The sequence below is a fragment of the Rhodococcus sp. T9N genome (genome assembly GCF_024436645.1).
GTDB classification, from domain to species: Bacteria; Actinomycetota; Actinomycetes; order Mycobacteriales; family Mycobacteriaceae; genus Rhodococcus_F; species Rhodococcus_F qingshengii.
On the sequence record NZ_JAMSKS010000004.1, the window covers coordinates 277,269 to 300,399 of the forward strand.

Genomic DNA, 23,131 nt, shown 5'->3' on the forward strand with positions numbered 1-23,131 from the left:
TCATGGCAAGAACCAGACTGGGGCGGACGCTCCCCGAGACCGTCGGTGTTCACGGAGCGATCGAACATTCTGCTCCGGCCATCACCTTCGATCGCGTCAACGTCGCCTACGGCCGCGGGAAGACCGCAACCCATGCACTCGTCGATTTCAATCTACGAGTGGCGCCGGGTGAAACTGTGGCACTGCTGGGGCCCAGTGGATCCGGCAAGTCGACCGCTCTGAAGGCCCTCGCGGGATTTGTCCGCCCCACGTCCGGTTCCGTCAAGCTCGGCACCCGAGACATCACCAATCTGCCTCCCGCACAACGCGGTATCGGCGTCGTCGTTCAGTCGTACGCTCTCTTCCCGCACATGCGAGTATCCGAAAACGTAGCCTTCGGACTCCGAGCCCATCGCGTGCCGCGGTCGGAGATCGGCCCTCGCGTGGCCGAAGCCCTCGACATGGTCGGGATGTCGGCGTACGGAAAGCGGCTTCCCCGTGAACTTTCCGGCGGTCAACAGCAGCGAATCGCCATTGCCCGAGCGTTGGCAATTCGCCCTGGAGTACTCCTCCTCGACGAACCACTGGCCGCCTTGGATGCTCAACTTCGCGAGAGCATGCTCGGCGAACTGGCGAGACTGCGCGCAGCACTACCTGACACAGCCATGCTCTATGTGACGCACGATCAGAGTGAAGCCCTGGCGCTGGCAGACCGAATCGCAGTGATGCGCAACGCCAGACTCGCGGACATCGACACCGCTGAGGCCTTGTGGAAACGTCCGCCGTCCAGCTTCACCGCGGCGTTCCTCGGGGGTGCCAACCTGCTGCCCTGCACCGTCACACGCGTCATCGGCACCTCCGCGCTGGTCTCGATCGGTGGCACGCCGTTCACTGCTCACGCCCCGCAGCCCGAGATCGGGCACATCGAATGGGAGTCCGACATGGACGCCTACCTGTGTGTTCGTCCACACGCGGTAGCCGTAACCGGTGTCGGCGCACGAGGATCATTCCCGGCGCGCATCGTCTCGAGCGTCTGGCGCGGTTCCACGACGCGTCTGACGCTGGCTGTACGTGGCCTCGACGACGTCCGCGTCGACGCGGATGTTCCAGGGCACGACGAACGACCGGTCGACACCGAAGTGGGCGTCGTCCTGCCCACGGACGGCAGTGTCCTGGTTCCGGCGGATCGCCACCCATGACGACAACCCTGGAACGCCCCGAAACCGCTGCGCCCCAGCACAAAGACCCGATCCCGTGGCGCCGGATCGGCTGGACGCTGCCACCACTGCTTCTTGTCCTCGTGTTTGCTGTCTATCCCACCGCACGTGTCCTCACGGAATCTCTGAGCACCGCAGATGGCACCGGGTTGTCCACGTGGTCTTCGGTGCTCGGTTCGGAACTGTTCAGAACCGCGCTCTGGCGGACCATCCAAATCGCCGTGGCGTCGACCCTGGGTTGCCTGATCCTGGGAACCTTCCTCGCCTTGGTGCTTGCCTTCGTTCCGTTCGCCGGATCCAAGGTGGTGGGGCGATTGATCGACACGGTGCTCGCCCTGCCGTCTTTCCTGATCACGCTGGCGTTCACGTTCCTGTACGGGACAGCCGGCGCCGTCAACGCCTTGATCGTCCGCATCACCGGCGATGCGAGCGGCCCACTGAATTTCCTCAACACTCCGTTCGGTGTGATCGCGGCCGAAATCACTTTCTTCACACCCTTTGTCGTGCGTCCGCTATTGGCAGCGTTCACCCAGATTCCGCGTGAACAACTCGACGTGGCAGCCAGTCTCGGCGCGTCACCCGTCCGAGTTCTGCGACAGGTGGTGATGCCGGAAGCGTGGCCGGCCCTCCTGGCCGGTGGATCGCTCGTGCTTCTGATGACGCTGAATGAATTCGGCATCGTGCTCTTCACCGGGGCTAAAGACGTCGTAACTCTGCCGGTCCTCATCTACACCCGCGGCATTGTCACCTTCGACTTGCCCGGCGCAGCAGTGATCGCGACGGTCCAGGTCGCACTCTCACTCGGCCTGTACTGCCTCTACCGATTCACCTTCAACAGATTGATGGGAGGCAGCCGTGCTGCTGTGGACACGAAGCTCTAGGGCCCTCGTACTCGGATTCTTCACCCTGGTCGTCGCGGTGGTTTTCGTCGCGCCCATCGCCACCGTCGTCGCGGCTGCCTTGGCCGGATCGTGGACCGGTCCACTCCCGTCGAATCTCGGCGGCAAGAACTTCTCCACGGCGCTGTCCGACGAGAACTTCGCCAGCCTGATCGTCAGTTTGCAGACTGCATTCATCGCGGGGGCATTGGCTTTGATCGTCGGAACGTGGGCCGCGCTGGCCTCGCGTGAGGCACCGATGTGGCTGCGGCGCATCACCGATGCCGTATTCCATTTACCGATTGCGGTTCCGTCGGTCGCGATCGGCTTGGGTCTGCTCATCACTTTCAACGAGCGCCCGCTACTGCTCGGCGGCACCAAGTGGATCGTGATTCTCGCTCACACGGTTTTGGTGCTCGCCTTTGCCTTCAGTTCCGTATCGGCCGCGCTCGAACGGCTCGATCCCGCCTACCGTCAAGCTGCCGAATCACTCGGCGCCGGCCCGGTGCGGGTGCTGACACGGGTAACGCTACCGCTGCTGCTCCCAGCGTTGGGTGCGGCCGCCGGGCTTTCCATCGCACTGTCGATGGGTGAGCTGGGCGCAACGGTCATGGTCTACCCGGCGACATGGAAGACCTTGCCGGTCAGCATCTTCGGACTCACCGACCGTGGCCAGGTATTTCTTGCCGCAGCAAATACGACACTGCTGCTTGCAGTCACCCTGGTCGCCCTCATGGTGGTCGGCAGAATTCGTCGGCGCTGACCTTGCTGTGCGCCTTTATTAAACGCCGGGGGGTAATAAAGGCGCACAGCAGGGTTTATCCCTTCCTCAGGATGTACCGCTGAACCTTGCCACTCGGGGTCTTGGGCAGGTTCGGAACAAAGTGCACTGTGCGCGGGTATGCGTGCGCTGCAAACTTCTTCTTCACCAGGGTTTGCAGTTCCTTCTCGAGTTCGTCGTCACCGTCGACACCTTCGCGAAGAACGACGAACGCCTCGAGAACCTCACCACGCAACTCGTCGGGCATGCCCACCACGGCGGCCTCGATGACGTGCTCGTGCATGACCAGCACGCTCTCGACGTCGAAGGGACCGATGCGGTAGCCCGCCATGATGATGACGTCGTCGTCGCGCGAGGAGAAGAAGAAGAATCCGTCCTCGTCCGTCATTCCCGCATCACCGGTGATGTACCAGCGGCCGTCTTCGCTGAATCGCTGCTTCGTCTTCTCCGGCGCATCGACGTACCCGGTGAACCACATCAACGGGCTGTTGTGAGTATCGATCGCCACGCGTCCCTGAGTGCGGGCCGGTGCAATGTCATCCGAATTGTCTTCCAGCACAGCGGCAGACCAACCCGGCAACGGACGGCCCATGGATCCGGGACGGACATCGTCGCGAAGTCCGTCGGCCCAGGCGTTGACGATGAACATGCCGTGCTCGGTCTGGCCGTAGTGATCACGGACCTCGACGCCCAACGAGTTCTTCGACCACGCAACAACATCCGGAGTCAAGGGCTCACCGGCCGAGGAAGCGCGGCGCAGCGAGATGCCTTCCGGAACGGGAGCCTTGTCGGCACGCAGACTGCGGTAGACGGTCGGAGCGGCGGCAAAATTGGTGACACCGAACTTCTCGATGATCTGCCACGTCAGCGGCGCGGAGAATCCGGCGTGCAGCAGAAGGCTTCGCGTGCCGGCGGCAAGCGGGCCGAGCAACGCGTAGTACAGCCCGTACGCCCAGCCCGGGTCTGCGGCGTTCCAGAACACGTCGTCCTCTCGGACGTCGAGGCCGAACTCCTGGTAGGCGTGGAACGAGGCGAGCGCGCGCACCGGAACCGGCACGCCCTTGGGTGTTCCCGTGGTGCCACTGGTGAACAACTGCACCATCGGTGCGTTGCCGCCGACTGCCTGAGCAGCGCCCTTCGCGTCTTCGGCATCCTGAGCTGCGACAAGTGCGTCGAAGTCCAACTCGTCACCGGCCGCGCCGCCCGCGACGATGACCTGCCACGCTGCGTCGGCGGGGATGTCCTCTCCCGGCGCGAGCTTCTCGAGCTGATTGGCGTCGGAAATGACCACCTTCGCGCCGCTGGCCGTCAAGCGGAAAGCGATGGCCGGCGAAGCGAACGCCGTGAACAAGGGCACGTGGACTGCTCCGCGGCGCCAGATTCCGAGGAGCGCGACCACCAGGTCCGCAGACTTACCCATCAAGGTCGCGACGTTGTCACCCGGCTCGACTCCGAGGTCGGCCAGAGCTGCCGCGAAACGCGCCGACTGCTCACGTAGATGACCGTAAGTGAGGTCCACCGAGCTAAGGTCTGCCTCGACGACGGTGAATGCAACGCCATCCGCGGGATGCCGATCGCAGAGCAATTCTGCGGCGCTGGCATGCGGGGTGTCGTACTGGTCCAGCAGCTCGCGCACCCGTGCGGTGGGATCGGTGCTCATCAACTTGCTCCTTATCGATCGTCGTATGGTTGGCCCGACCGGTTACGTTGGCGGCTCGTCATACGTACTGTTCACCCCCTATGATCTAGCTCACAAGAGAACTTCACTACCCCCAGAAAGGGGTACCTGCGTGAACCGACATGCTTCGTCACTTCTGCGCCCCCGCGACGGGGACGCAATGCGAGGTGAACTCCGAACAATCGCAGCTCAGGGCGTTGTTCCCGTGCTGTTCGGAGGCGAGGTCCAGGACGGAACCCTGCACCTGAGCGAATTCGTCGGCACCCGCACCAACAACCTCAAGGGCTTGGCCATCCCGCCGCGCTCGGGCATGGGCGGACGCGTCGTAGCCCAGGGTTCACCGATCACCGTCAACGATTACGGCAATTCGCAGTCCATCACTCATCACTTCGACCGTCCTGTTCTCAGCGAGGGCCTGCATTCGATCATCGCCGTTCCGGTCATGGTTTCGGGAAAATCGCGCGCTGTGCTCTACGCCGCGATCCGCGATTCCGCTCCGTTGGGTGACCGAACAGCAGACGTCATGGTCGGCGCATCCCGGCGTCTCGGGATGGAGTTCGCCATCCGCGACGAAGTCGATCGTCGCCTGCAACTACTGCAGGCCGCCGCCGCGACTACCGCCGACGGTATGTCTTCGGAAGAGATCCGCGGAGTCCACGCCGAACTACGCAGTGTCGCCCAGACCGTCACCGACACCGACTTGCAGACCAAACTCCGCGGACTCTCCCAGCGTTTGGCCAACCTGCTGCGTCCTACCGCCGACGCCGAATCCGACGTCACGCTCACCCCGCGTGAAGTGGACGTTCTCTCTCAGGTCGCACTCGGCTGCACCAACATCGAAGCCGGCCAACGGCTTTCCCTTCGCCCGGAAACAGTCAAGAGCTATCTGCGAAGCGCGATGGGAAAGCTGGACGCGAGCTCACGCCACGAAGCCGTGGTGACCGCCCGGAGGTTGGGACTGCTCCCCTGACGGGTCAGTAGCCTTCAGGCAGGGCGGTGAGCATGTCGCGGGTGACTGCGACGGCGTTGTCCGAACTTCCGCCCCGCACAACCAGAGTCGCGAATGCTAGGTTCCCGCGATAGCCGACGAACCACGCGTGCGATCCCCCTTCGACCTCGGCTTCACCGGTCTTGCCGTACACCTCACCCTGATCTTCGACGCGTTCTGCAGTACCGCTGGTGACCACGAGTCGCATCATGCCGCGCAGGCCGTCGACCATGGCGGGCGAGATCGCCGGGCGCTCACCGTCGATGGTGGTTTCGCGCCCTGAAATCAGTTGCGGCACCGGAGTCGAACCGTTCGCGACCGTCGCCGCTGCCATCGCCATTCCGAACGGACTGACCACGACCTTTCCCTGACCGAACCCGTCTTCGGTCCGCTGCACCAGGTCCGACGCCGGCGGCACCGAACCGGAATCGATGGGCAATCCCACCACGTTGTAGTCCTGGCCGATGCCGAACTGCGCTGCGGCAGTGGTCAACGTGTCTGGTTGCATCTCGCTGGCCAGCTTGGCGAAGGACGTGTTGCACGAACGCGCGAAGGCCGTTGCCATCGGCACCGTGCCGAGTGAGAACTCGTTGTAGTTGGGGACGCTGCGCTCACCGATCTCGATCCGGCCAGGACATGGCACCATCGTGTCGGGGGTCGCCTGACCGGTCGAAATTGCGGCGCCTGCCGTGATGATCTTGAACGTCGAACCGGGCGGGTACTGACCCATCGTCGCGACCGGTCCGTCGCGGTCTGCTGCCTTGTTCTGTGCGACAGCCAGGATCGCCCCACTCGACGGTTCGATGACCACCATCATCGCCTGATCCTTGTTCACGTTCACGGCACGCTGAGCAGCGATCTGAATGTTGCGATCCAAACTGATACTGAACGACGGAACAGGTTGCGGCGCAGTCTCGGTCAGCACATCGGTGTCGACGCCGTTCTGGTTGACCGTGACGACACTCCAGCCGGCTTTGCCGTCGACCTCGTCGATGATCGTCTTCTTGATCTGCCCGAGAAGGTCGGGCGCGAACTCCGGGTCCGTCGAGACGAGATCCGATTCGTCCGAGACAGATACTCCCGAGATGGCTCCCAGTTGCGCCGATACCTGGTCGTAGTCGTCACTGCGCAGGCGGGTCACCAGATAGTCGCCCTTGACGGCCGTCGAGGATTCGGCGATCGATTGACCCGTCAGCGAAGAATCGAACCGACCGAGAACACTTGCGAGACTGTTCGCGGAACCGATGATGTCGTTGCTCTTGGAGCGATCGAACTTCACTCGGTAGACAATTCCCGGCACCAGGACATCCGTGCCCGAATGCTCGTTGACCCGCGCTCGCGGCGCCGCGGTTGCCCGCAACGAGATCGTCTGCTTGTCACCGAGGCGCGGATGAACGTCCGTCGAACTCCACCGGACGGACCAGTCACCGTCCTTGCGTCCCATCTGCAGCTCGCCGTCGTACGTCCACACGCGGTCTTTCGGAAGGTGCCACTCGTAGGTGTAGCCGACCGTCGCAGTGTCACCGTTCATCTTCACCGACGTGGTCTCGGCAGTCATCGACTCGGCCTGGAGCGCATCCCAGGTGTCACTCAATACAGGACCCGCGGAGTCAGGCCGGTCCGTCAGTTTTGCTGCCTCGTCGATATCCCTGTCACCGAACGCACTCAGGAACTGCTGCGCGACGGGCTCGGGGCCGGCGGGTTTCGGAGTACACGAACTGATCCCCACCGCCAAGAGAATCACGGTGCAGGAGGCCAACAGTTGGGCCGAGCGACTACGAGAGAAATGCCGAGTGTTCATCGAGCCCCATAGTAGGGCGACAAATGCTCCACCCAGCGTAGGCGCGACCATTGCACGCAGCTTGTACGGTCAGTCGAGCAGCACCGTCGAGAAGGTCGCGACCTGTCGGAACCCCACCCGCGAATAGGTCGACCGCGCAATCGTATTGAAGCTGTTGACGTACAGGCTCGCAATGCGACCGGTCGCCATGATCGACTCCGCTACAGCCGCTGTACCGGTCACGCCGAAGCCCTGCCCACGAAATTCCGGGTTGACCCACACACCCTGGATCTGGCCACAGCGAGCAGACATCGAACCGACCTCCGCCTTGAAAACGACCTGGCCGTCCTCGATGTGCGCCCACGCTCGACCAGCGGCGATCAGGCTAGCGACACGGTGCCGGTATCCGCGCCCACCGTCGTTGGCACGCGGGTCGACTCCGACCTCTTCGATGAACATCGCGATCGCGGCAGGCAGATAGATCTCGAGTTCGTCCGAGCGAACCTGCCGGACCAGTGGATCCGACGGGCACGCCAGCGGCTCGGAAACCGCGAGCAACGGCTGTTCGGGGCGCACCTCCCGCGCAGTTCCCCAGTCGAGCTCGAGCATCTCCCACAGCGGCAACGCCAGTTCGGCGCGGCCGACCACCGACGAGCACATGCGCGGAATCCGACAGGCACGGTCGGCGAATGCCCGAATGTCATCCGGATCGCCTCGAAGCGGAACCAGGTTCGCCCCGGCAAAGCACAGTGAGGACAACGGCCCGCCTCGACTCCACAGCTCGCCGTGAATCATTCGTGGGTCGACGCCGCATTCTTCGACGCGCGCGGCAATCATGCAGGCCGCCACCGGATCGGCGTCGAGTACCCGTCGGACGTCTTCGAGATCTCGACTTCCGACCTGCTTGGCTCCGAGGAGTTTGAGCATCCGTCAACCCCCTCGACTCGACTGCGCGTCCACGAATATCACTACCCGATCATGATGCACTCAGATTGCCACGAACCTGACACCGACGGGGAAGATTCATCCGGCAATCACTCAACTCACGGTGACGACCGGCGCACCCTCCGAGGCGTCACCCTCCATGCTTTCGGCAATTTTCATCGCCTCTTCGATCAACGTCTCGACGATCTGCGCCTCGGGCACCGTCTTGATGACCTTGCCCTTGACGAAGATCTGGCCCTTGCCGTTGCCGGACGCCACACCGAGGTCGGCCTCACGCGCTTCGCCCGGTCCGTTCACGACGCAACCCATGACTGCCACGCGCAGCGGGATCTCCATGCCTTCGAGGCCGGCGGAGACCTCGTCGGCAAGTGTGTAGACATCGACCTGTGCGCGGCCACACGAGGGGCATGAGACGATCTCGAGCTTGCGGGGACGCAGGTTCAGAGACTGCAGAATCTGGTTACCGACCTTGATTTCCTCGGCCGGCGGGGCCGAGAGCGAAACCCGGATCGTGTCGCCGATCCCCTCCGCGAGCAGCGCACCGAAGGCGACCGCGGACTTGATCGTGCCCTGAAACGCCGGCCCTGCCTCCGTGACGCCGAGGTGCAACGGGTAATCGCATTTGGCGGCGAGTTGGCGGTAAGCCTCGACCATGATCACCGGATCGTTGTGCTTGACGGAGATCTTGATGTCACCGAAGCCGTGCTCTTCGAACAACCCGGCCTCCCACAGCGCGGACTCGACCAACGCTTCGGGCGTCGCCTTGCCGTACTTCTCCATCAACCGAGGATCGAGCGATCCCGCGTTGACACCGATACGGATCGGAATGCCTGCGTCACCGGCAGCCTTGGCCACCTCTTTGACACGGCCGTCGAATTCCTTGATGTTGCCCGGATTGACGCGCACCGCAGCGCATCCCGCATCGATTGCCGCGAAGATGTAGCGCGGCTGGAAGTGGATGTCGGCGATAACCGGGATCTGGCTCTTCTTCGCAATGATCGACAACGCGTCCGCGTCTTCCTGACGCGGGCAGGCGACACGAACGATGTCGCAACCGGACGCGGTCAGTTCCGCGATCTGCTGCAGCGTTGCATTGACGTCGTGCGTCTTCGTGGTGCACATGGACTGCACCGAGATGGGGAAATCGCTGCCCACACCTACCGTGCCGACCTGCAGCTGCCGTGTCTTGCGTCGAGGAGCAAGAATCGCTGCGGGTGCCGAGGGCATTCCCAGTCCGATAGGGATGGTCACGTCTGTGCCTTCTTTCATAGCTTCACTGCAAGTTTAGCCGGGCGATCGCCGCACTACCGCGCGGCAACCGTCACCCTTCTCACACGGTCAGAAGATCTTGATCGGATTGACGATGTCAGCCGTGAGTGTCAGCAACATGAACGCGCCACCGATCACGATGAATACGTAAGTAATCGGAAGGAGTCTGGTGTAGTCGACCGGGCCGCCGGGAATCAAGCCTCGGCGGGCGCGGAACCAATCACGGATCTTCTCGTAGAAGACCACCGCGATGTGACCGCCGTCGAGCGGCAACAGCGGCAGGATGTTGAAAACACCGAGGAAGAAGTTGATCGATGCGAGCAGTCCGACGAACGTCGCCCACTGTGCACGGTCCGCCGCTTCACCGCCGATAACGCTTGCACCGACCACGCTGATAGGTGTGTCCTGGGCGCGTTCGCCGCCTGTCACCGATTCCCACAACGCACCGACCTTTGCCGGCAGATCAGCCATGGCCTTGACCGATTCGACCAGAGTGAAGCCGGTGAAACTCAGGGTGCCCGGAACTGCGCTGAAAGCGTTGAACTGGAGCAGGGGTGGCGACACGGTACCCAGGCTCATTCCGACCGCGCCCACAGTCGCCGAACGCAAATCACCTGTTGCCGGATCCGTCACCCACCGCTGCGCTTGTTCTACGACGACTGGAATCGTTAGATCCTGCCCGTCGCGTTCGACGCTGAGCACTGCAGTACCGGTGACCGGCTGCAGTTTGGCCACCACATCGGCCGATGTCGACACCGGTTGCCCATCAACGGCTGTGATCACATCCGACGGCTCCAACCCAGCCCGTTGCGCCGGACCGTCACCGGAGCAGGTCGCCAGAGTTCCGTCTTCGGACTGCGTCGGTGCGACGCACGACAGACTGCCCACCTTCGCCAACGTATCCCCGCTGCGATCCGGCAGGCCCCAGCCGAGAGCCAGCCCGTACAGCAGCGCAAACCCGAGAATGAAGTTCATCGCGATACCGCCGGACATGACGACGACGCGCTTCCACGCCGCCTTCTTGTACATCGCGTGCGGCTCTTCTTCAGGCGTCATCTCGTCGAGGGCCGTCATGCCCGCGATGTCGCAGAATCCGCCCAGCGGCAGCGCCTTGAGGCCGTACTCGGTCTCACCTCGACGGAACGAGAAGATTTTCGGTCCGAAGCCGATGTAGTAGCGGCGAACCTTCATTCCCAAAGCCTTGGCCGTCCACATGTGACCGGCTTCGTGCAGGGCGATGGACACGCCGATGCCGAGGGCAAACAGCACTACGCCCAGTGCAAAAACCATGAAAGCTCTAGCCCTCCTGCTTCACGAGCTGACGCGCTCGTGTGCGTGCCCAGCCGTCTGCGGCCAGAACGTCGTCCACGGTAACCGGTTCCGCGGACCATTGACCTGCATCGTCGAGAACAGCAGCCACCGTGCGGACGATCGCCGGGAAGGAAATGACACCGTCGAGGAATGCCTGAGCCGCCACTTCGTTGGCCGCGTTGTAGATCGCGGTGAAGCAACCTCCGGATTTGCCTGCGCTTCGCGCCAGATCGACGGCGGGGAACACCGACGAATCGAGCGGCTCGAATTCCCAGGTGGAGGCGGTGGTGAAGTCGCATGCCGACGCCGCACCTTCGATGCGGTCCGGCCAGCCGAGAGCGAGAGCAATCGGGAGCTTCATGTCCGGTGGACTCGCCTGTGCCAGCGTCGATCCGTCGAAGAAGGTCACCATGGAATGCACGATCGACTGCGGATGCACGGTGACGTCGATGCGGTCGTAGTCGATCCCGAACAGCAGGTTCGTCTCGATCAACTCGAGGCCCTTGTTGACCAGAGTTGCCGAGTTGAGGGTGTTCATGGGGCCCATCGACCAGGTGGGGTGCGCTTTTGCCTGAGCCGGATTCACACTTTCGAGATCCTCGGCGCTCCAGCCACGGAACGGCCCACCCGAAGCGGTGAGAACCAACCGGGCCACCTCGTCGCCTGTTCCACCACGTAGGCACTGGGCAAGCGCCGAATGCTCCGAGTCGACCGGCACGATCTGACCCGGGGCGGCGGCTTTCGTCACCAGCGCTCCGCCGGCGACAAGCGATTCCTTGTTCGCCAGCGCCAGGCGCGCTCCCGAGTTCAAAGCCGCCAGTGTCGGTTCGAGTCCCAAAGAACCGACGAGCGCATTGAGGACAACATCGGCACCGCTGTCCCGAACCAGTTCTGTCACGGCGCTCGGTCCCGAACGGGCGGTTACCGATTCCAGCGCCGATGCCGCTGCAGGATCGGCGACGGCGACGTCCGTGACGCCGGTTGCACGAATCTGTTCGGCCAACAACTCGACGTTGTTGCCGCCCGCTGCAAGACCGACTACTTCGAAACGGTCGGGGTTGGCAGCGATGACCTCCAGCGCTTGGGTACCGATCGAACCGGTACTGCCGAGGAGGAGGACGCGGGTACGTGTGGTTTCCTGCACACGCCCATTGTTCCTGATAACACCTGAGAACAACCTTATCGACGCCCAACTACGTACGACAGGCAGTCGTATGTCACCATATTGGGCAGTAGTGCAACCGAATGAGCAGGAGGATCGACCGTGGCCGATACCCAGTTGGACGTCAAGTCCAGCGCCCCCGTCGTGGTCTCGCACGTCGATGAGGCCGAGGTTCCCTCTGCCGCATGGGGGTGGAGTGGTGAAGGACTCAAGTTTTTCCGTTTCCTCGGATGGTTCTTCGCAATATTCCTGCTTCTGATGATGATCGGAAACCATCACGGCAAGGTCGAGGATCTGTGGCTCATCGGCACCGCCGGATTGATGATCTTCATTCTGGTCCGCGACATCGTCATCCGTCGCCGCCCGCGCTAGAAACCTGACAAAGAGAAGGCCTCCACCAACGAAAGTTCGTGGAGGCCTTCTCTTTACGTGTTTCAGGCCTGGAACGCTTCAGTTCTCGGCTGCCAGCTGGCCACAGGCTGCGGCGATTTCCTGACCGCGCGTATCGCGCACCGTGCACGAGACGCCCTGGGCGATGACCCGACGCACGAACTCACGCTCGACGTCCTTGGGGCTCGCGTCCCACTCGCTGCCCGGAGTGGGGTTGAGCGGAATCAGGTTGACGTGCACCAACCCGCCGAGTGCTTTCTTCAGCTTCTTGCCCAGCATGTCCGCGCGCCACGGCTGATCGTTGACGTTCTTGATCATCGCGTACTCGATGGACACACGGCGACCGGTCTTGTCTGCGTAGTACCGGGCAGCCTGAAGTACCTCCGACACTGACCAGCGATTGTTGACCGGGACAAGAGTGTCGCGCAGTTCGTCGTCCGGTGTGTGCAGCGATACCGCCAGCGTGACGCTCAGGCCTTCGTCAGCGAGCTTGCGGATAGCGGGAGCTAGGCCGACGGTCGAGACCGTGACGGACCGCTGAGACAGGCCGAGGCCGTCGGGTGCAGGCGAGGTGATCCGTCGTACCGCTGCCACCACGCGCTTGTAGTTCGCCAAAGGCTCGCCCATACCCATGAACACGACGTTCGAGAGGCGTCCGGGGCCGCCGGCAACTTCACCGTCGCGCATGGCAGCCGCTGCCTCGCGAACCTGATCGACGATCTCGGCGGTCGAGAGGTTGCGGTCGAGGCCGCCCTGACCCGTCGCACAGAACGGGCAGGCCATTCCGCAGCCTGCCTGACTCGAGATGCAAAGTGTTGCCCGGTCGGGATAGCGCATCAAGACGCTTTCGAGCAGCGTTCCGTCATGTGCCTTCCACAGGGTCTTGCGAGTGTCGCCCGAATCGCACGCGAGGTGCTTGATCGGGGTCAACAAGGTCGGGAACAGCGACTCCCCAACCTTCTCGCGCACCGATGCGGGGAGATCGGTCATCTTCTCCGGATCGGCTTCCAGCCGCGCGTAGTACTGACGCGCCAGCTGATCGGCCCGGAAAGCCGGAAGGCCGAGCTCTTTCACCGCTTCTTTGCGCTCGGCGGAATCGAGATCGGCGAGGTGCCGTGGAGGCATTCCGCGCTTGGGTGCAGTGAAAACGAGGGGAAGAGAGGCAGCCATAGTTACACCATTGTCCCATTGTTTTGGGGTGCTACCCCACTGCCACCCGATTGTGGCCGGATTACCCGTGCAACTTCGCGCAGGTTGAGTGATGATCATGTCATGTCAACCACACCAGAGGATCCGTCGAATTCCCCCGTGTACGGCCCAGCCGACGGTTTCGGCCCCGATCCGGAACTTCCGAAGGTGGACGAGAACAAGGCAGTGGAAAAACACGATCCGGAACCGACACCGACGCCTGAACCGGTGCCGACCGGAACGTCGGTCACCGACCGAACCAGGGCTGCGACGACCTGGGTTGGCCTGGTCATAGGCGCAATTGTGCTGATCTTACTGCTGGTGTTCATCCTGCAGAACCTCGAGAGCGTCTCCGTCAAGATCCTCGCCTGGCAGATCGACTTTCCGCTCGGAATCACGATCCTGCTTTCCGCCATCGCGGGCGCGTTGATCATGGCGTTGGCAGGTGGCGTTCGCATCATTCAGATCCGGCGCGCAGCGAAGCGACAGATGTGACTGAAATCTAGTTACGCAATTGGGTCGATCGATGGGCCAGCAGGCATCATTGATGTCGTGGAAATCACCGGAAAGGCCCTGATGTGACTACTCACATGGAGAGACCTGTGACCTCGCGAATTGCCCCGCAGCAGGCAAGATCCTGGCTCCTCGTCCCCGCGTCCAAACCGGACACCTTCGACGCCGCACTCGCGAGTGCGGCCGACGCCGTCATTCTCGACCTCGAGGATGCCGTCACCGCACCCAACAAACCAGCTGCCCGCCGCGATGTCGCCGCATTCCTGAGCGAACACAATCACGCCTGGGTTCGGATCAACGACGCCACGACACCGTTCTGGGAAGAGGATCTGGCCGTACTCGCGGGCCTCCCCGGACTCGAGGGTGTCATGCTCGCAAAGACCGAAAGCGGTCAGCAGGCCGACGCCACGGCCGAGCGACTTCCCGACGGCACCAAGATTCTTGCTCTCGTCGAATCCGCGGTGGGACTCGAGGCTGCGCCCGAGATCGCACGCACTGACGGCATCTTCCGTCTCGCATTCGGCAGCGGCGACTTCCGGCGCGACACTGGGATGGACGACTCCCCCACGTCGATGTCGTACCCGCGTTCGCGGCTCACCATCGCCAGCCGCGCGGCACGCATCGCTCCGCCGATCGACGGTCCCACGCTCGGCCCCGATCTGGATCTGCTCGCCCGAGACTGTGCGATCACCTTGTCACTCGGCATGGCCGGCAAACTCTGCATGACCACCGCGCAGACTGCCCCCGTCAACGCGGGACTGAGTCCCTCCGTGGCCGACGCGATCTGGGCTCAGAATGTCATCGACGATCTCGGCGAAGACGGCTCACGCGTGCGCGACGGCAGCGACCTGCCCAAGCTTGCCAAGGCCAAGAAGATTCACAAGCTGGCCACCCTGTTCCACATCCCCACCGATCACTGATTTTTTTACTACTGAATCGGTGCAGAAAACGTCAGGCGCTCAAGTCGGAGCGCCTGACGTTCGTCTTTTGGGCCCGCCCTCACGCAAGTTCGAGCGATCGTGGTTTGGATCGAACATGGATCCGGTATCGCACCGAGAAGGCAAGCCCTGTTACTTGCGAGAACGCACGCTCGGCAGTCTTCTCGGTGAATTCGATTCCGAGCACCCGCCGCATATCGTCTCGATTCTCGAACTCCCACCGGGTGTCGACGCGCGTGAGCGAGAATCCTTGAGCCTCGAAGAACGCTTCGACCGCCGCGGGATCGTATTTGGGCAGATCCGCCCTCATCCACTCCCCGTACGGGCCGGCGCTCACATCGAGATCCACGATCAGCAGGGCTCCCCCGGGCCTCAGGATGCGCATTGCTTCACGAATTCCGGGGCCGCAGCCTTTTCCGAAGAAGTACGCCGTACGGGCATGGACGAGATCGACTGAAGCATCCACCAGACCCGTGGACTCTGCTGAACCCTGGACTACGTCGATCGACGCCGAATCGCGGGTTCGTTCCCGCGCGGCCTTCACCAGCGGTGCGTGCGGCTCCACTCCGACAACACGACGGGCGGTACGAGCGAACTCCGGTAGATGGAACCCCGCCCCACAGCCGACATCGACGACATCGCGTCCAGTCCAGTCGACCCGGGCTCGCATCGCCGCCCAGAGGGAACCGTCGACGTCCTGCGCGCGGTTCTCGATTTCGTACACGTCCGGCCAATGCCAGATGTTCGGACTGGGAATGGGCTTGGATCGGCCGGAGAAGAAATCACGCACGAGAAATCAGACGAGTGCGTACAGAATCAGCCAGGTGACAAATGCCGACGGCAGGAGTGAATCCAGGCGGTCCATGATTCCGCCGTGGCCGGGAAGCAAGGTTCCCATGTCCTTGATGCCGAGTTCACGCTTGATCTGCGATTCGATCAGGTCGCCGACCGTCGCGACTACCACCAGGACGACACCGAGCAGGACGCCGATCATCGAATTCGCGTCGAGTATCAACGTCACCGAAAGCAAACTGCCGATGACGCAGAAAATGAGGGAGCCGACGAATCCCTCCCAGGACTTCTTCGGGCTCACAGCGGGCACCATCGGATGCTTCCCGAACAGCACTCCAGCCGCGTAGCCGCCGATGTCGGAGCACACGACACCGATCATCAGGACGAAGACGCGACCGGCGCCGTCGTCTTCGAGCACCATCAACGCACCGAATGACGCCAACAGCGGGATCCACGCCAGAACGAACACCGTGATGGAGGTGTCTCTCAGGAAGTTCTTCGGGGTCGCCTTGAGGCCGTGGTCGAACAACCGCCACACCATGCATACCAGGACGGTCGCGGTGAATCCGCTGAGCACCCCGACCGGTCCCCACGGCCAGCCGAGCCAGATCGTGGCTTGCCCGCCGACGAGAAGCGGAATTCGCGGCACCTCGATGTCGGCTTCACGAAGCCGCGTGGTGACCTCCCACGTCGCGATGAACATCGCGATCGCAACGACGGCGATCCATCCGGGGGGCAGGAAGATCAAAGTGCCGATGACCAAGGCGCCGAGGCCAGCTCCGACGCCGATGGCGGCAGGTAGGTTCCTGCCCGCCTTCGACTTCGGCGGTTGCGCGCCCTCAGCGCCGCCCGTAGGCCCGTCCGTGACGGGACCACCGGCGGTTCCCTCTTGTGCGTGCACCCAAACTCCCTGATCTACTCCCGACGACAAACACTGCAAATGAGGAGGCTATACCTCCATCAACTCTGCTTCCTTGTGCTTGACGAGTTCCTCGACCGTGTGCACGTACTTCGCCGTGGTCTTGTCGAGTTCTTTCTCTGCGCGACCGACCTCGTCCTCGCCGGCTTCACCGTCCTTCTGGATCCGGCCGAGTTCGTCCATCGCCTTGCGGCGGATGTTGCGCAGCGTGACCTTGGAATCCTCGCCCTTGGACTTGGCCTGCTTCACCAGTTCACGTCGACGCTCTTCCGTGAGCTGCGGAACCGAAATGCGGATGATGCTGCCGTCGTTGGACGGGTTCACCCCGAGATCCGAGTTGCGGATCGCCGTCTCGATCGCGTTGAGCTGCGAAGCCTCGTACGGCTTGACGATGACCATGCGGGCCTCGGGGACGTTGATGCTCGCGAGCTGCGTGATCGGCGTGATCGAACCGTAGTAGTCGATCACGATGCGCGAGAACATACCGGGGTTCGCGCGTCCGGTGCGAACCGAGCCGAGATCGTCCTTGGCTACCGTGACAGCCTTTTCCATCTTCTCTTCTGCCTCGAAGAGCGCTTCATCGATCACGGCTGTTCCTCCATGTTGTTCTGCATCATTTTTTGGGTGTCACTCACGACTTGATCAGGGTGCCGATCTTCTCACCGGACACCGCGCGAGCGATGTTTCCTTCGGTGAGGAGGTTGAACACCATCATCGGCATCGAGTTGTCCATGCACAGGCTGAATGCCGTCGCGTCCGCGACCTTGAGCTCACGTTCGATGACCTCACGGTGCGTGATCTGTTCGTACATCGTCGCGTCCGGATCGAGACGCGGGTCGGCCGAGTAGACGCCGTCGACAGCCTTGGCCATCAGCACTACCTCGGCACCGATCTCCAGCGCGCGCTGCGCAGCAGTGGTGTCAGTCGAGAAGTAGGGCATACCCATCCCGGCACCGAAGATGACTACGCGCCCCTTCTCGAGGTGCCTGCGTGCGCGAAGGGGGAGGTACGGCTCGGCGACCTGGCCCATGGTGATGGCCGTCTGCACGCGAGAATCGACGCCCGCCTTCTCCAGGAAATCCTGCAGAGCGAGGCAGTTCATGACGGTGCCTAGCATGCCCATGTAGTCGGAGCGCGCGCGATCGAGGCCACGCTGCTGCAGTTCCGCCCCGCGGAAGAAGTTTCCGCCGCCGATGACCACTGCAACCTGTACGCCCGATCGAACGACCTCTGCGATCTGCTCAGCCACCTTGGTGACCACGTCGGGATCGAGACCGACTTTGCCGCCTCCGAACATTTCGCCGCCGAGTTTGAGCAGGACCCGCTTGAATCCTGGACGTTCGTTGGCTGGTTCGGACATTGTTCTCCTCAGTTCGATACAAGACCTTGTAGGTCCTTCATTCTTCTTCTGCCGCCGAATCGGACACCGCGGCATAGGAAAGCCCCCGGGACTCGTCCCGAGGCACTCTCATCCTGCCTCATCGGAGGCCCCAGGTACACGTAGACCCCGCCGGTAGAGCAAATGCTCTTCAGGCGGGGTCCATGTGTGCGGGCTCCGAATTAAGCGGAGGCGCCGACCTCGAAACGCACGAAGCGCTTGATGGTCACGCCTGCCTCGTCGAGGATCGCCTTGACGGTCTTCTTGGAGTCCGTGACCGAAGACTGCTCGGTCAGAACGACGTCCTTGAAGTAACCGTTGACGCGGCCTTCGATGATCTTCGGCAGTGCCTGCTCGGGCTTGCCTTCTGCGCGGGCGGTCTCTTCGGCGATGTGACGCTCGGAAGCGACGATCTCCTCGGGAACCTCGTCACGCGTGACGTACTTCGCCTTGAGTGCTGCGACCTGCATTGCAGCGCCGCGAGCGGCCTCAGCAGCAGCATCGCCTTCACCGGTGTACTCGACGAGAACGCCGACAGCGGGCGGCAAGTCGGAGCTGCGCTTGTGCAGGTAAACGGCAACGGGGCCGTCGAAGGAAGCGACGCGGCTCAGTTCGAGCTTCTCACCGATCTTCGCGGACTGCTCCGCAATGACGGTGTCGATGGTCTTGCCGTCGAGCTCGAGCGCCTTGAGAGCGTCGAGGTCAGCAGGCTTACCAGCAGCAGCGACGGTCACGATCTCGTCGGCCAGCTTGATGAACTCGTCGTTCTTGGCGACGAAGTCGGTCTCGCAGTTGATCTCGATCATGACGCCGTCCTTGGCGACGACGAGACCCTCAGCGGTGGTGCGCTCTGCGCGCTTTCCGACATCCTTCGCGCCCTTGATGCGCAGCTGCTCGACGGCCTTGTCGAAATCGCCGTCTGCATCTGCGAGTGCGTTCTTACATGCCATCATTCCGGAGCCGGTGAGCTCACGGAGCCGCTTGACGTCAGCGGCGGTGTAGTTCGCCATGATTAGCGAGCCTCCTCATGTGTCTGTTTCGGACCTAGGACTAACGGTGAAGCACGGCCTGACGGTGGTGCTCGGGCCTAACGGTGAAACGGCCCTGACCAAAAGAACTCTTGGTCAGGGCCGGTTTCAACGAATCAGGCCTCGGTGGCCGGTGCCTCTGCGGCGGGGGCTGCCTCAGCCTCTGCAGCCGGAGCTGCCTCAGCCTCTGCGGCCGGAGCTGCCTGCGAGAGCAGTTCCTGCTCCCACTCGGCGAGGGGCTCGCCTGCGCCGGCTTCGGGCTTCGCGTCCTTGTCGGCGCTCAGTCCTGCACGTGCCTGCACACCTTCGGCAACCGCGGAAGCGACAACCTTGGTCAGCAGTGCTGCGGAACGGATGGCGTCGTCGTTGCCCGGGATCGGGTAGTCGACGAGGTCGGGGTCGCAGTTGGTGTCCAGGATCGCGATGACCGGGATGTTCAGCTTGCGAGCCTCGGCAACTGCCAGGTGCTCCTTGTTGGTGTCGACGATCCACACCGCGGAAGGAACCTTGGCCATGTCGCGGATACCACCGAGGGTGCGATCCAGCTTGGTCATCTCACGCGTGAGCATGAGGATTTCCTTCTTGGTGCGACCTTCGAATCCACCGGTCTGCTCCATTGCCTCGAGCTCCTTGAGGCGAAGCAGACGCTTGTGAACGGTGGTGAAGTTGGTGAGCATGCCGCCGAGCCAACGCTGGTTGACGTAGGGCATTCCGACGCGAGTCGCTTCGGAAGCGATGGACTCCTGCGCCTGCTTCTTGGTACCGACGAAGAGAACGGTGCCGCCGTGGGCAACGGTCTCCTTGACGAACTCGTACGCCTTGTCGATGTACGTCAGCGTCTGCTGGAGGTCGATGATGTAGATGCCGTTGCGGTCGGTCAAGATGAATCGCTTCATCTTCGGGTTCCAGCGACGGGTCTGATGTCCGAAGTGGGTTCCACTATCGAGCATCTGCTTCATGGTTACGACAGCCATGGCTGTGTACCTCAAACTTTCAATCCGGTTGATGCAGGCGATCGGGTGATCCCTGCCCTGGCACCCGCACGGCCGTCGGACCTGTTTCGTGAGAACCAGGACCAGCCGAGGCCGGAAAACGTGCGCGGGCGCGCGAAGTCGGACTGTGCGAGCACAGACCGCTCGACAAGTGTACGTCCTCGTCCCCCGATGCCATAACCACCCCGGTAGCAACAGACCGAACCGGCGGTTGTGGATCGGCGGCTACCTTGTGGATTACCCGTCTGATCTGCATTGAAGCGTGCGCTACTCCACGCAAGATCAAGGAATGACGATCTTGCGCGGAGCTCGACGAGGCGTGGTATTTGCCGTGATCTCCTGCGGTGTCGCCGTAGGCACGGCGTCAGCAGACACGCGATTCGACTGGCCGCTCGCTCCTCGGCCGCACGTGGAACGCGCTTTCGACAAACCGGCCGAGAACTGGCTGCCGGGTCATCGCGGGGTCGATCTCGGCGGCAGCGCCGGCCAATCCGTCCTCGCGGCCGGCGACGGCATCGTGGTGTTCGCGGGAGTGGTCGCCGGAAAGCCGACGGTGTCGATCGATCATTCCGGCGGCCTACGCACGACCTACGAACCCGTCACCGCAGTCGTTCGCACAGGTGAACGCGTCGCAGCCAGGTCAGTGATCGGAACCCTCGAAACCGGGCACGAAGGGTGCGCTGTCGAAGCATGTTTGCACTGGGGCTTGCGCAGAGGACGCGAGTATCTCGATCCACTCGGACTGGTTCGGTCGCAACCGCTCAGGCTCAAGCCATTGAAAGGAGGCTGATCGGTCGCAGAAATCGGTCGCAGAATCAGCGCCATTCGGAAACGGCGTGCCGACCCACAGCGTCCGCGAAGTCGTCGGCCACCATCGCTGCCAGTTCCATGAACGCTCGTCTGGTGGCCGGTCGCATCAATTCGAGGTCCATCACCGACCCCTCCGCGAGATGCTCGTCGAAAGGAATGACCTCGACGGCGCGGCATCGACGCATGAAATAGTCCACCAACGCGTCCATGTCGATGACGCTCGACCCTGGTCTGGCGGCGCTGATGACGACGACGGTCCGCTCGACCAGATGGCCGTATCCGTGCAACTGAAGCCAATCGAGCGTTGCCGCTGCACTGCGCGCTCCGTCGATTGCCGGCGAACTGACCAGAACCAACGAATTGGCAAGATCCAGAACGCCGTTCATCGCCGAGTGCATGATCCCGGTACCGCAATCAGTGAGGATGATGTTGTAGTAGACCTGCAAGATGTCGATGACCTGGCGATAGTCGGCCTCGCTGAATGCCTCCGAAATCGCCGGATCCTGCTCACTCGCCAGCACCTCGAGACGACTCGACGACTGGGATGTGTGCACTCGAACGTCCGAATAGCTCTTTATGTCCGGTCTAGCAGCAATCAGATCGCGCACTGTCGAATTGGTCTGCAGCGGAACACGTTGTGCCAAAGTCCCGAAATCGGGATTGGCGTCAACCGCCACGACGCAGTCACCACGCAGCGAAGCAAACGTCGCACCGAGTCCGACCGTGACCGTCGTCTTGCCCACTCCCCCTTTGAGCGAGAGCAGAGCGACTCGGTAGTCGTTGCGGATCGGCTGCTCGATTCGGGCGGCCAGTGCACGGTTGCGCTGTTCGTTGGTCGAATCCCCCAGATTGACCACACCTCCGGTCGCACGATGCAATCCCCTACGCCAGCCGCCACGCGGCGTCCGTTTCGGGCGTTTCAGTAAAGCTTCGGCAACCAGATCCTGGTTTGTCACCTGCTGTTGGCTCGACGGTGGCGGTGGCGCGGACCAGACCTCTTGCAGTCGCGCCACAGGCTCCGGCGTCGGCGTCGACCCGGGAGCCGGTTGCGGCGATTCGGACAGCCAGGCTGGTTGGCCGCTGTTCGGCAGGTGCTTCACATCTTGGCGGTTCACGAATCCCCCGGATATCGCATGTAATCGAGTGTCTCGACACGACGATCGAACTTTGCCGATTGTTCACTCTTCTGAGCTGCGACGCTACCAAATACCGGCCGAGAACTCGCGTCGCTCCACAAATCAGGCGCGCGGATGGGCCTGATCGTGGACGGATCGAAGCCGTTCGACCGACACGTGCGTGTACAGCTGAGTGGTCGCCAAACTCGCATGACCGAGGAGTTCTTGGACCACACGAAGGTCCGCACCACCCTCCAGCAAATGTGTCGCAGCCGAGTGCCGAAGCCCGTGCGGACCCATGTCGGGAGCCCCTGGAATTGCAGCCATGGTTTCGTGGACCACCGAACGCGCCTGACGCTGATCGAGTCGGCCGCCTCGAACTCCGAGGAGCAACGCTCGCCCGGACCGATCCGAACACAGCGCGGGTCGTCCGTGCTCCAGCCAGCCGTTCAGTGCCGATTCTGCGGGCAGGCCGTATGGCACCGACCGCTCCTTGTTCCCCTTGCCGAGAACACGAAGCAATCGTCGATCGGCATCGACCGACTCGACGTCCAGTCCACACAACTCGCCGACGCGAATTCCGGTGGAGTACAACAATTCCACGATGAGTCGGTCTCGCAGGGCGAGCGGGTCTTGTTGCTGCGCACCGCTTTCCGCCGCATCCATTGCGTCGAGGGCCTGGCTCTGGCGCAGTACCGTCGGCAGCGTCCGGCGAGCTGGTGGAGCCGCCAGACGTGTGCCCGGGTCGACGGAAATGCGTCCGGTCTGCGCGAGCCACGCAGTGAACCCACGCGCCGAAGAAGCCCGTCGAGCTACCGTCGTACGGGCTGTTCCTACGGCATTCTGGGCGGCCAACCACGAACGCATGACACTTAGGTCGAGGCGGTCGAGATCTGCATTCTCCGAACCCGCGGAGAAATGGGTCAGCAATGCCCGCGCGTCACCGACGTAGGCGCGGATCGTGTGTTCCGACCGGCCTCGGCTCAGTCGGAGGTGCTCGGCATACGCATCGAGGTGAACGCTCAAGCTCGCCGGCAATGCGTCAGTCATGAACACACGCTCGCTCGCCGCGATTGAAAC

General features: G+C 62.7%; 23 protein-coding genes. 8 read left to right on the top strand and 15 right to left on the bottom strand.

Annotated elements, in window-relative coordinates:
- Window positions 1-2 precede the first annotated feature (2 nt).
- Genes M1L53_RS09995 through M1L53_RS10005 form a run of 3 tightly spaced genes read left to right on the top strand, consistent with a single transcriptional unit; the run spans window position 3 to window position 2,837 of the window.
- Window positions 3-1,178: an ABC transporter ATP-binding protein gene (locus M1L53_RS09995; RefSeq protein WP_042924411.1), complete on the top strand. Its 1,176-nt coding sequence runs from the start codon at window positions 3-5 to the stop codon at window positions 1,176-1,178.
- Entirely contained in the window at window positions 1,175-2,077 is a 903-nt protein-coding gene (locus M1L53_RS10000) for a 2-aminoethylphosphonate ABC transporter permease subunit (RefSeq protein ID WP_042924412.1), read from the top strand. The genes M1L53_RS09995 and M1L53_RS10000 overlap by 4 nt, the downstream gene beginning before the upstream one ends.
- Window positions 2,052-2,837 carry an ABC transporter permease gene (locus M1L53_RS10005; protein ID WP_003942733.1) on the top strand — a complete coding sequence of 262 codons (786 nt, stop codon included), beginning with the start codon at window positions 2,052-2,054 and terminating at the stop codon, window positions 2,835-2,837. Before M1L53_RS10000 ends, M1L53_RS10005 begins: the two co-directional genes overlap by 26 nt.
- A 55-nt stretch (window positions 2,838-2,892) precedes the next feature.
- Here M1L53_RS10005 and M1L53_RS10010 read toward each other — a convergent pair whose 3' ends face one another.
- Window positions 2,893-4,515: an AMP-binding protein gene (locus M1L53_RS10010; protein WP_042450797.1), complete on the bottom strand. Its 1,623-nt coding sequence runs from the start codon at window positions 4,513-4,515 to the stop codon at window positions 2,893-2,895.
- 178 nt (window positions 4,516-4,693) lie between these two features.
- On the opposite strand from M1L53_RS10010, the gene M1L53_RS10015 reads away from it, so the two are divergent.
- The gene (locus tag M1L53_RS10015; protein ID WP_042450799.1) at window positions 4,694-5,503 is read left to right on the top strand and encodes a LuxR C-terminal-related transcriptional regulator; all 810 of its coding nucleotides are present in this window, start codon (window positions 4,694-4,696) and stop codon (window positions 5,501-5,503) included.
- A gap of 4 nt (window positions 5,504-5,507) precedes the next feature.
- Here M1L53_RS10015 and M1L53_RS10020 read toward each other — a convergent pair whose 3' ends face one another.
- The 5 genes from M1L53_RS10020 to dxr all read right to left on the bottom strand — a co-directional run bounded on the left by M1L53_RS10020 (window position 5,508) and on the right by dxr (window position 11,970).
- Window positions 5,508-7,322 carry a penicillin-binding transpeptidase domain-containing protein gene (locus tag M1L53_RS10020; protein WP_054187753.1) on the bottom strand — a complete coding sequence of 605 codons (1,815 nt, stop codon included), beginning with the start codon at window positions 7,320-7,322 and terminating at the stop codon, window positions 5,508-5,510.
- A 69-nt stretch (window positions 7,323-7,391) separates the two neighbouring features.
- Window positions 7,392-8,228, bottom strand: a complete 837-nt coding sequence (locus tag M1L53_RS10025) for a GNAT family N-acetyltransferase (protein ID WP_003942692.1) — start codon at window positions 8,226-8,228, stop codon at window positions 7,392-7,394.
- A gap of 111 nt (window positions 8,229-8,339) precedes the next feature.
- Complete coding sequence (ispG, locus tag M1L53_RS10030; protein WP_007734888.1) at window positions 8,340-9,497, bottom strand: flavodoxin-dependent (E)-4-hydroxy-3-methylbut-2-enyl-diphosphate synthase; 1,158 nt, start codon at window positions 9,495-9,497, stop codon at window positions 8,340-8,342.
- Between the two features lie 87 nt (window positions 9,498-9,584).
- A complete protein-coding gene (locus M1L53_RS10035; RefSeq protein ID WP_003942672.1) occupies window positions 9,585-10,805 on the bottom strand; it encodes an RIP metalloprotease in 1,221 nt (406 codons plus the stop codon).
- A gap of 7 nt (window positions 10,806-10,812) precedes the next feature.
- A complete protein-coding gene (gene dxr, locus M1L53_RS10040; RefSeq protein ID WP_054187754.1) occupies window positions 10,813-11,970 on the bottom strand; it encodes a 1-deoxy-D-xylulose-5-phosphate reductoisomerase in 1,158 nt (385 codons plus the stop codon).
- A 120-nt stretch (window positions 11,971-12,090) separates the two neighbouring features.
- Between dxr and M1L53_RS10045 the strand changes: the two genes are divergently transcribed.
- On the top strand, window positions 12,091-12,360 hold the full coding sequence (locus M1L53_RS10045; protein ID WP_003942762.1) for a DUF2631 domain-containing protein: 270 nt from the start codon (window positions 12,091-12,093) through the stop codon (window positions 12,358-12,360).
- Window positions 12,361-12,438: 78 nt separating this feature from the next.
- Here M1L53_RS10045 and rlmN read toward each other — a convergent pair whose 3' ends face one another.
- A complete protein-coding gene (rlmN, locus tag M1L53_RS10050; protein ID WP_003942816.1) occupies window positions 12,439-13,548 on the bottom strand; it encodes a 23S rRNA (adenine(2503)-C(2))-methyltransferase RlmN in 1,110 nt (369 codons plus the stop codon).
- A gap of 102 nt (window positions 13,549-13,650) precedes the next feature.
- Here rlmN and M1L53_RS10055 point away from each other — a divergent pair, with 102 nt between their 5' ends.
- Together M1L53_RS10055 and M1L53_RS10060 are read left to right on the top strand one after the other, a co-directional pair.
- Complete coding sequence (locus M1L53_RS10055; protein ID WP_073512295.1) at window positions 13,651-14,061, top strand: lipopolysaccharide assembly LapA domain-containing protein; 411 nt, start codon at window positions 13,651-13,653, stop codon at window positions 14,059-14,061.
- A 95-nt stretch (window positions 14,062-14,156) separates the two neighbouring features.
- Complete coding sequence (locus M1L53_RS10060; protein ID WP_030535660.1) at window positions 14,157-14,999, top strand: CoA ester lyase; 843 nt, start codon at window positions 14,157-14,159, stop codon at window positions 14,997-14,999.
- 79 nt (window positions 15,000-15,078) lie between these two features.
- On the opposite strand, the gene M1L53_RS10065 is transcribed toward M1L53_RS10060, so the two are convergent.
- The 6 genes from M1L53_RS10065 to rpsB form a co-directional block, all read right to left on the bottom strand.
- Entirely contained in the window at window positions 15,079-15,807 is a 729-nt protein-coding gene (locus tag M1L53_RS10065) for a class I SAM-dependent methyltransferase (protein WP_030535661.1), read from the bottom strand.
- 6 nt (window positions 15,808-15,813) lie between these two features.
- The gene (locus M1L53_RS10070) at window positions 15,814-16,710 is read right to left on the bottom strand and encodes a phosphatidate cytidylyltransferase (protein ID WP_030535662.1); all 897 of its coding nucleotides are present in this window, start codon (window positions 16,708-16,710) and stop codon (window positions 15,814-15,816) included.
- 48 nt (window positions 16,711-16,758) lie between these two features.
- Complete coding sequence (gene frr, locus M1L53_RS10075; protein WP_003942777.1) at window positions 16,759-17,316, bottom strand: ribosome recycling factor; 558 nt, start codon at window positions 17,314-17,316, stop codon at window positions 16,759-16,761.
- A gap of 43 nt (window positions 17,317-17,359) precedes the next feature.
- Window positions 17,360-18,088 (bottom strand): UMP kinase, encoded by a 729-nt coding sequence (gene pyrH, locus M1L53_RS10080; protein WP_003942722.1) that lies wholly within the window; start codon window positions 18,086-18,088, stop codon window positions 17,360-17,362.
- A 200-nt stretch (window positions 18,089-18,288) separates the two neighbouring features.
- Window positions 18,289-19,116 (bottom strand): translation elongation factor Ts, encoded by an 828-nt coding sequence (gene tsf, locus M1L53_RS10085; RefSeq protein WP_007734877.1) that lies wholly within the window; start codon window positions 19,114-19,116, stop codon window positions 18,289-18,291.
- 134 nt (window positions 19,117-19,250) lie between these two features.
- Window positions 19,251-20,108: a 30S ribosomal protein S2 gene (gene rpsB, locus M1L53_RS10090; protein WP_003942709.1), complete on the bottom strand. Its 858-nt coding sequence runs from the start codon at window positions 20,106-20,108 to the stop codon at window positions 19,251-19,253.
- Between the two features lie 307 nt (window positions 20,109-20,415).
- On the opposite strand from rpsB, the gene M1L53_RS10095 reads away from it, so the two are divergent.
- The gene (locus M1L53_RS10095) at window positions 20,416-20,916 is read left to right on the top strand and encodes a M23 family metallopeptidase (protein ID WP_042450806.1); all 501 of its coding nucleotides are present in this window, start codon (window positions 20,416-20,418) and stop codon (window positions 20,914-20,916) included.
- Window positions 20,917-20,941: 25 nt separating this feature from the next.
- On the opposite strand, the gene M1L53_RS10100 is transcribed toward M1L53_RS10095, so the two are convergent.
- On the bottom strand, window positions 20,942-22,051 hold the full coding sequence (locus M1L53_RS10100) for a MinD/ParA family protein (RefSeq protein WP_054187755.1): 1,110 nt from the start codon (window positions 22,049-22,051) through the stop codon (window positions 20,942-20,944).
- 123 nt (window positions 22,052-22,174) lie between these two features.
- On the bottom strand, window positions 22,175-23,101 hold the full coding sequence (locus M1L53_RS10105; RefSeq protein ID WP_054187787.1) for a tyrosine recombinase XerC: 927 nt from the start codon (window positions 23,099-23,101) through the stop codon (window positions 22,175-22,177).
- Between the last annotated feature and the right edge of the window lie 30 nt (window positions 23,102-23,131).

What these genes read in the sequence shown, in the direction of transcription:
- M1L53_RS09995 (WP_042924411.1), top strand. Translation starts at nt 3, where the DNA reads ATGGCAAGAACCAGACTGGGGCGGACGCTCCCCGAGACCGTCGGTGTT.
- M1L53_RS10000 (WP_042924412.1), top strand. Translation starts at nt 1,175, where the DNA reads ATGACGACAACCCTGGAACGCCCCGAAACCGCTGCGCCCCAGCACAAA.
- M1L53_RS10010 (WP_042450797.1), bottom strand. Translation starts at nt 4,515, where the DNA reads ATGAGCACCGATCCCACCGCACGGGTGCGCGAGCTGCTGGACCAGTAC.
- M1L53_RS10015 (WP_042450799.1), top strand. Translation starts at nt 4,694, where the DNA reads ATGCGAGGTGAACTCCGAACAATCGCAGCTCAGGGCGTTGTTCCCGTG.
- M1L53_RS10020 (WP_054187753.1), bottom strand. Translation starts at nt 7,322, where the DNA reads ATGAACACTCGGCATTTCTCTCGTAGTCGCTCGGCCCAACTGTTGGCC.
- M1L53_RS10025 (WP_003942692.1), bottom strand. Translation starts at nt 8,228, where the DNA reads ATGCTCAAACTCCTCGGAGCCAAGCAGGTCGGAAGTCGAGATCTCGAA.
- M1L53_RS10035 (WP_003942672.1), bottom strand. Translation starts at nt 10,805, where the DNA reads ATGGTTTTTGCACTGGGCGTAGTGCTGTTTGCCCTCGGCATCGGCGTG.
- rlmN (WP_003942816.1), bottom strand. Translation starts at nt 13,548, where the DNA reads ATGGCTGCCTCTCTTCCCCTCGTTTTCACTGCACCCAAGCGCGGAATG.
- M1L53_RS10055 (WP_073512295.1), top strand. Translation starts at nt 13,651, where the DNA reads ATGTCAACCACACCAGAGGATCCGTCGAATTCCCCCGTGTACGGCCCA.
- M1L53_RS10060 (WP_030535660.1), top strand. Translation starts at nt 14,157, where the DNA reads ATGGAGAGACCTGTGACCTCGCGAATTGCCCCGCAGCAGGCAAGATCC.
- pyrH (WP_003942722.1), bottom strand. Translation starts at nt 18,088, where the DNA reads ATGTCCGAACCAGCCAACGAACGTCCAGGATTCAAGCGGGTCCTGCTC.
- tsf (WP_007734877.1), bottom strand. Translation starts at nt 19,116, where the DNA reads ATGGCGAACTACACCGCCGCTGACGTCAAGCGGCTCCGTGAGCTCACC.
- rpsB (WP_003942709.1), bottom strand. Translation starts at nt 20,108, where the DNA reads ATGGCTGTCGTAACCATGAAGCAGATGCTCGATAGTGGAACCCACTTC.
- M1L53_RS10095 (WP_042450806.1), top strand. Translation starts at nt 20,416, where the DNA reads ATGACGATCTTGCGCGGAGCTCGACGAGGCGTGGTATTTGCCGTGATC.
- M1L53_RS10105 (WP_054187787.1), bottom strand. Translation starts at nt 23,101, where the DNA reads ATGACTGACGCATTGCCGGCGAGCTTGAGCGTTCACCTCGATGCGTAT.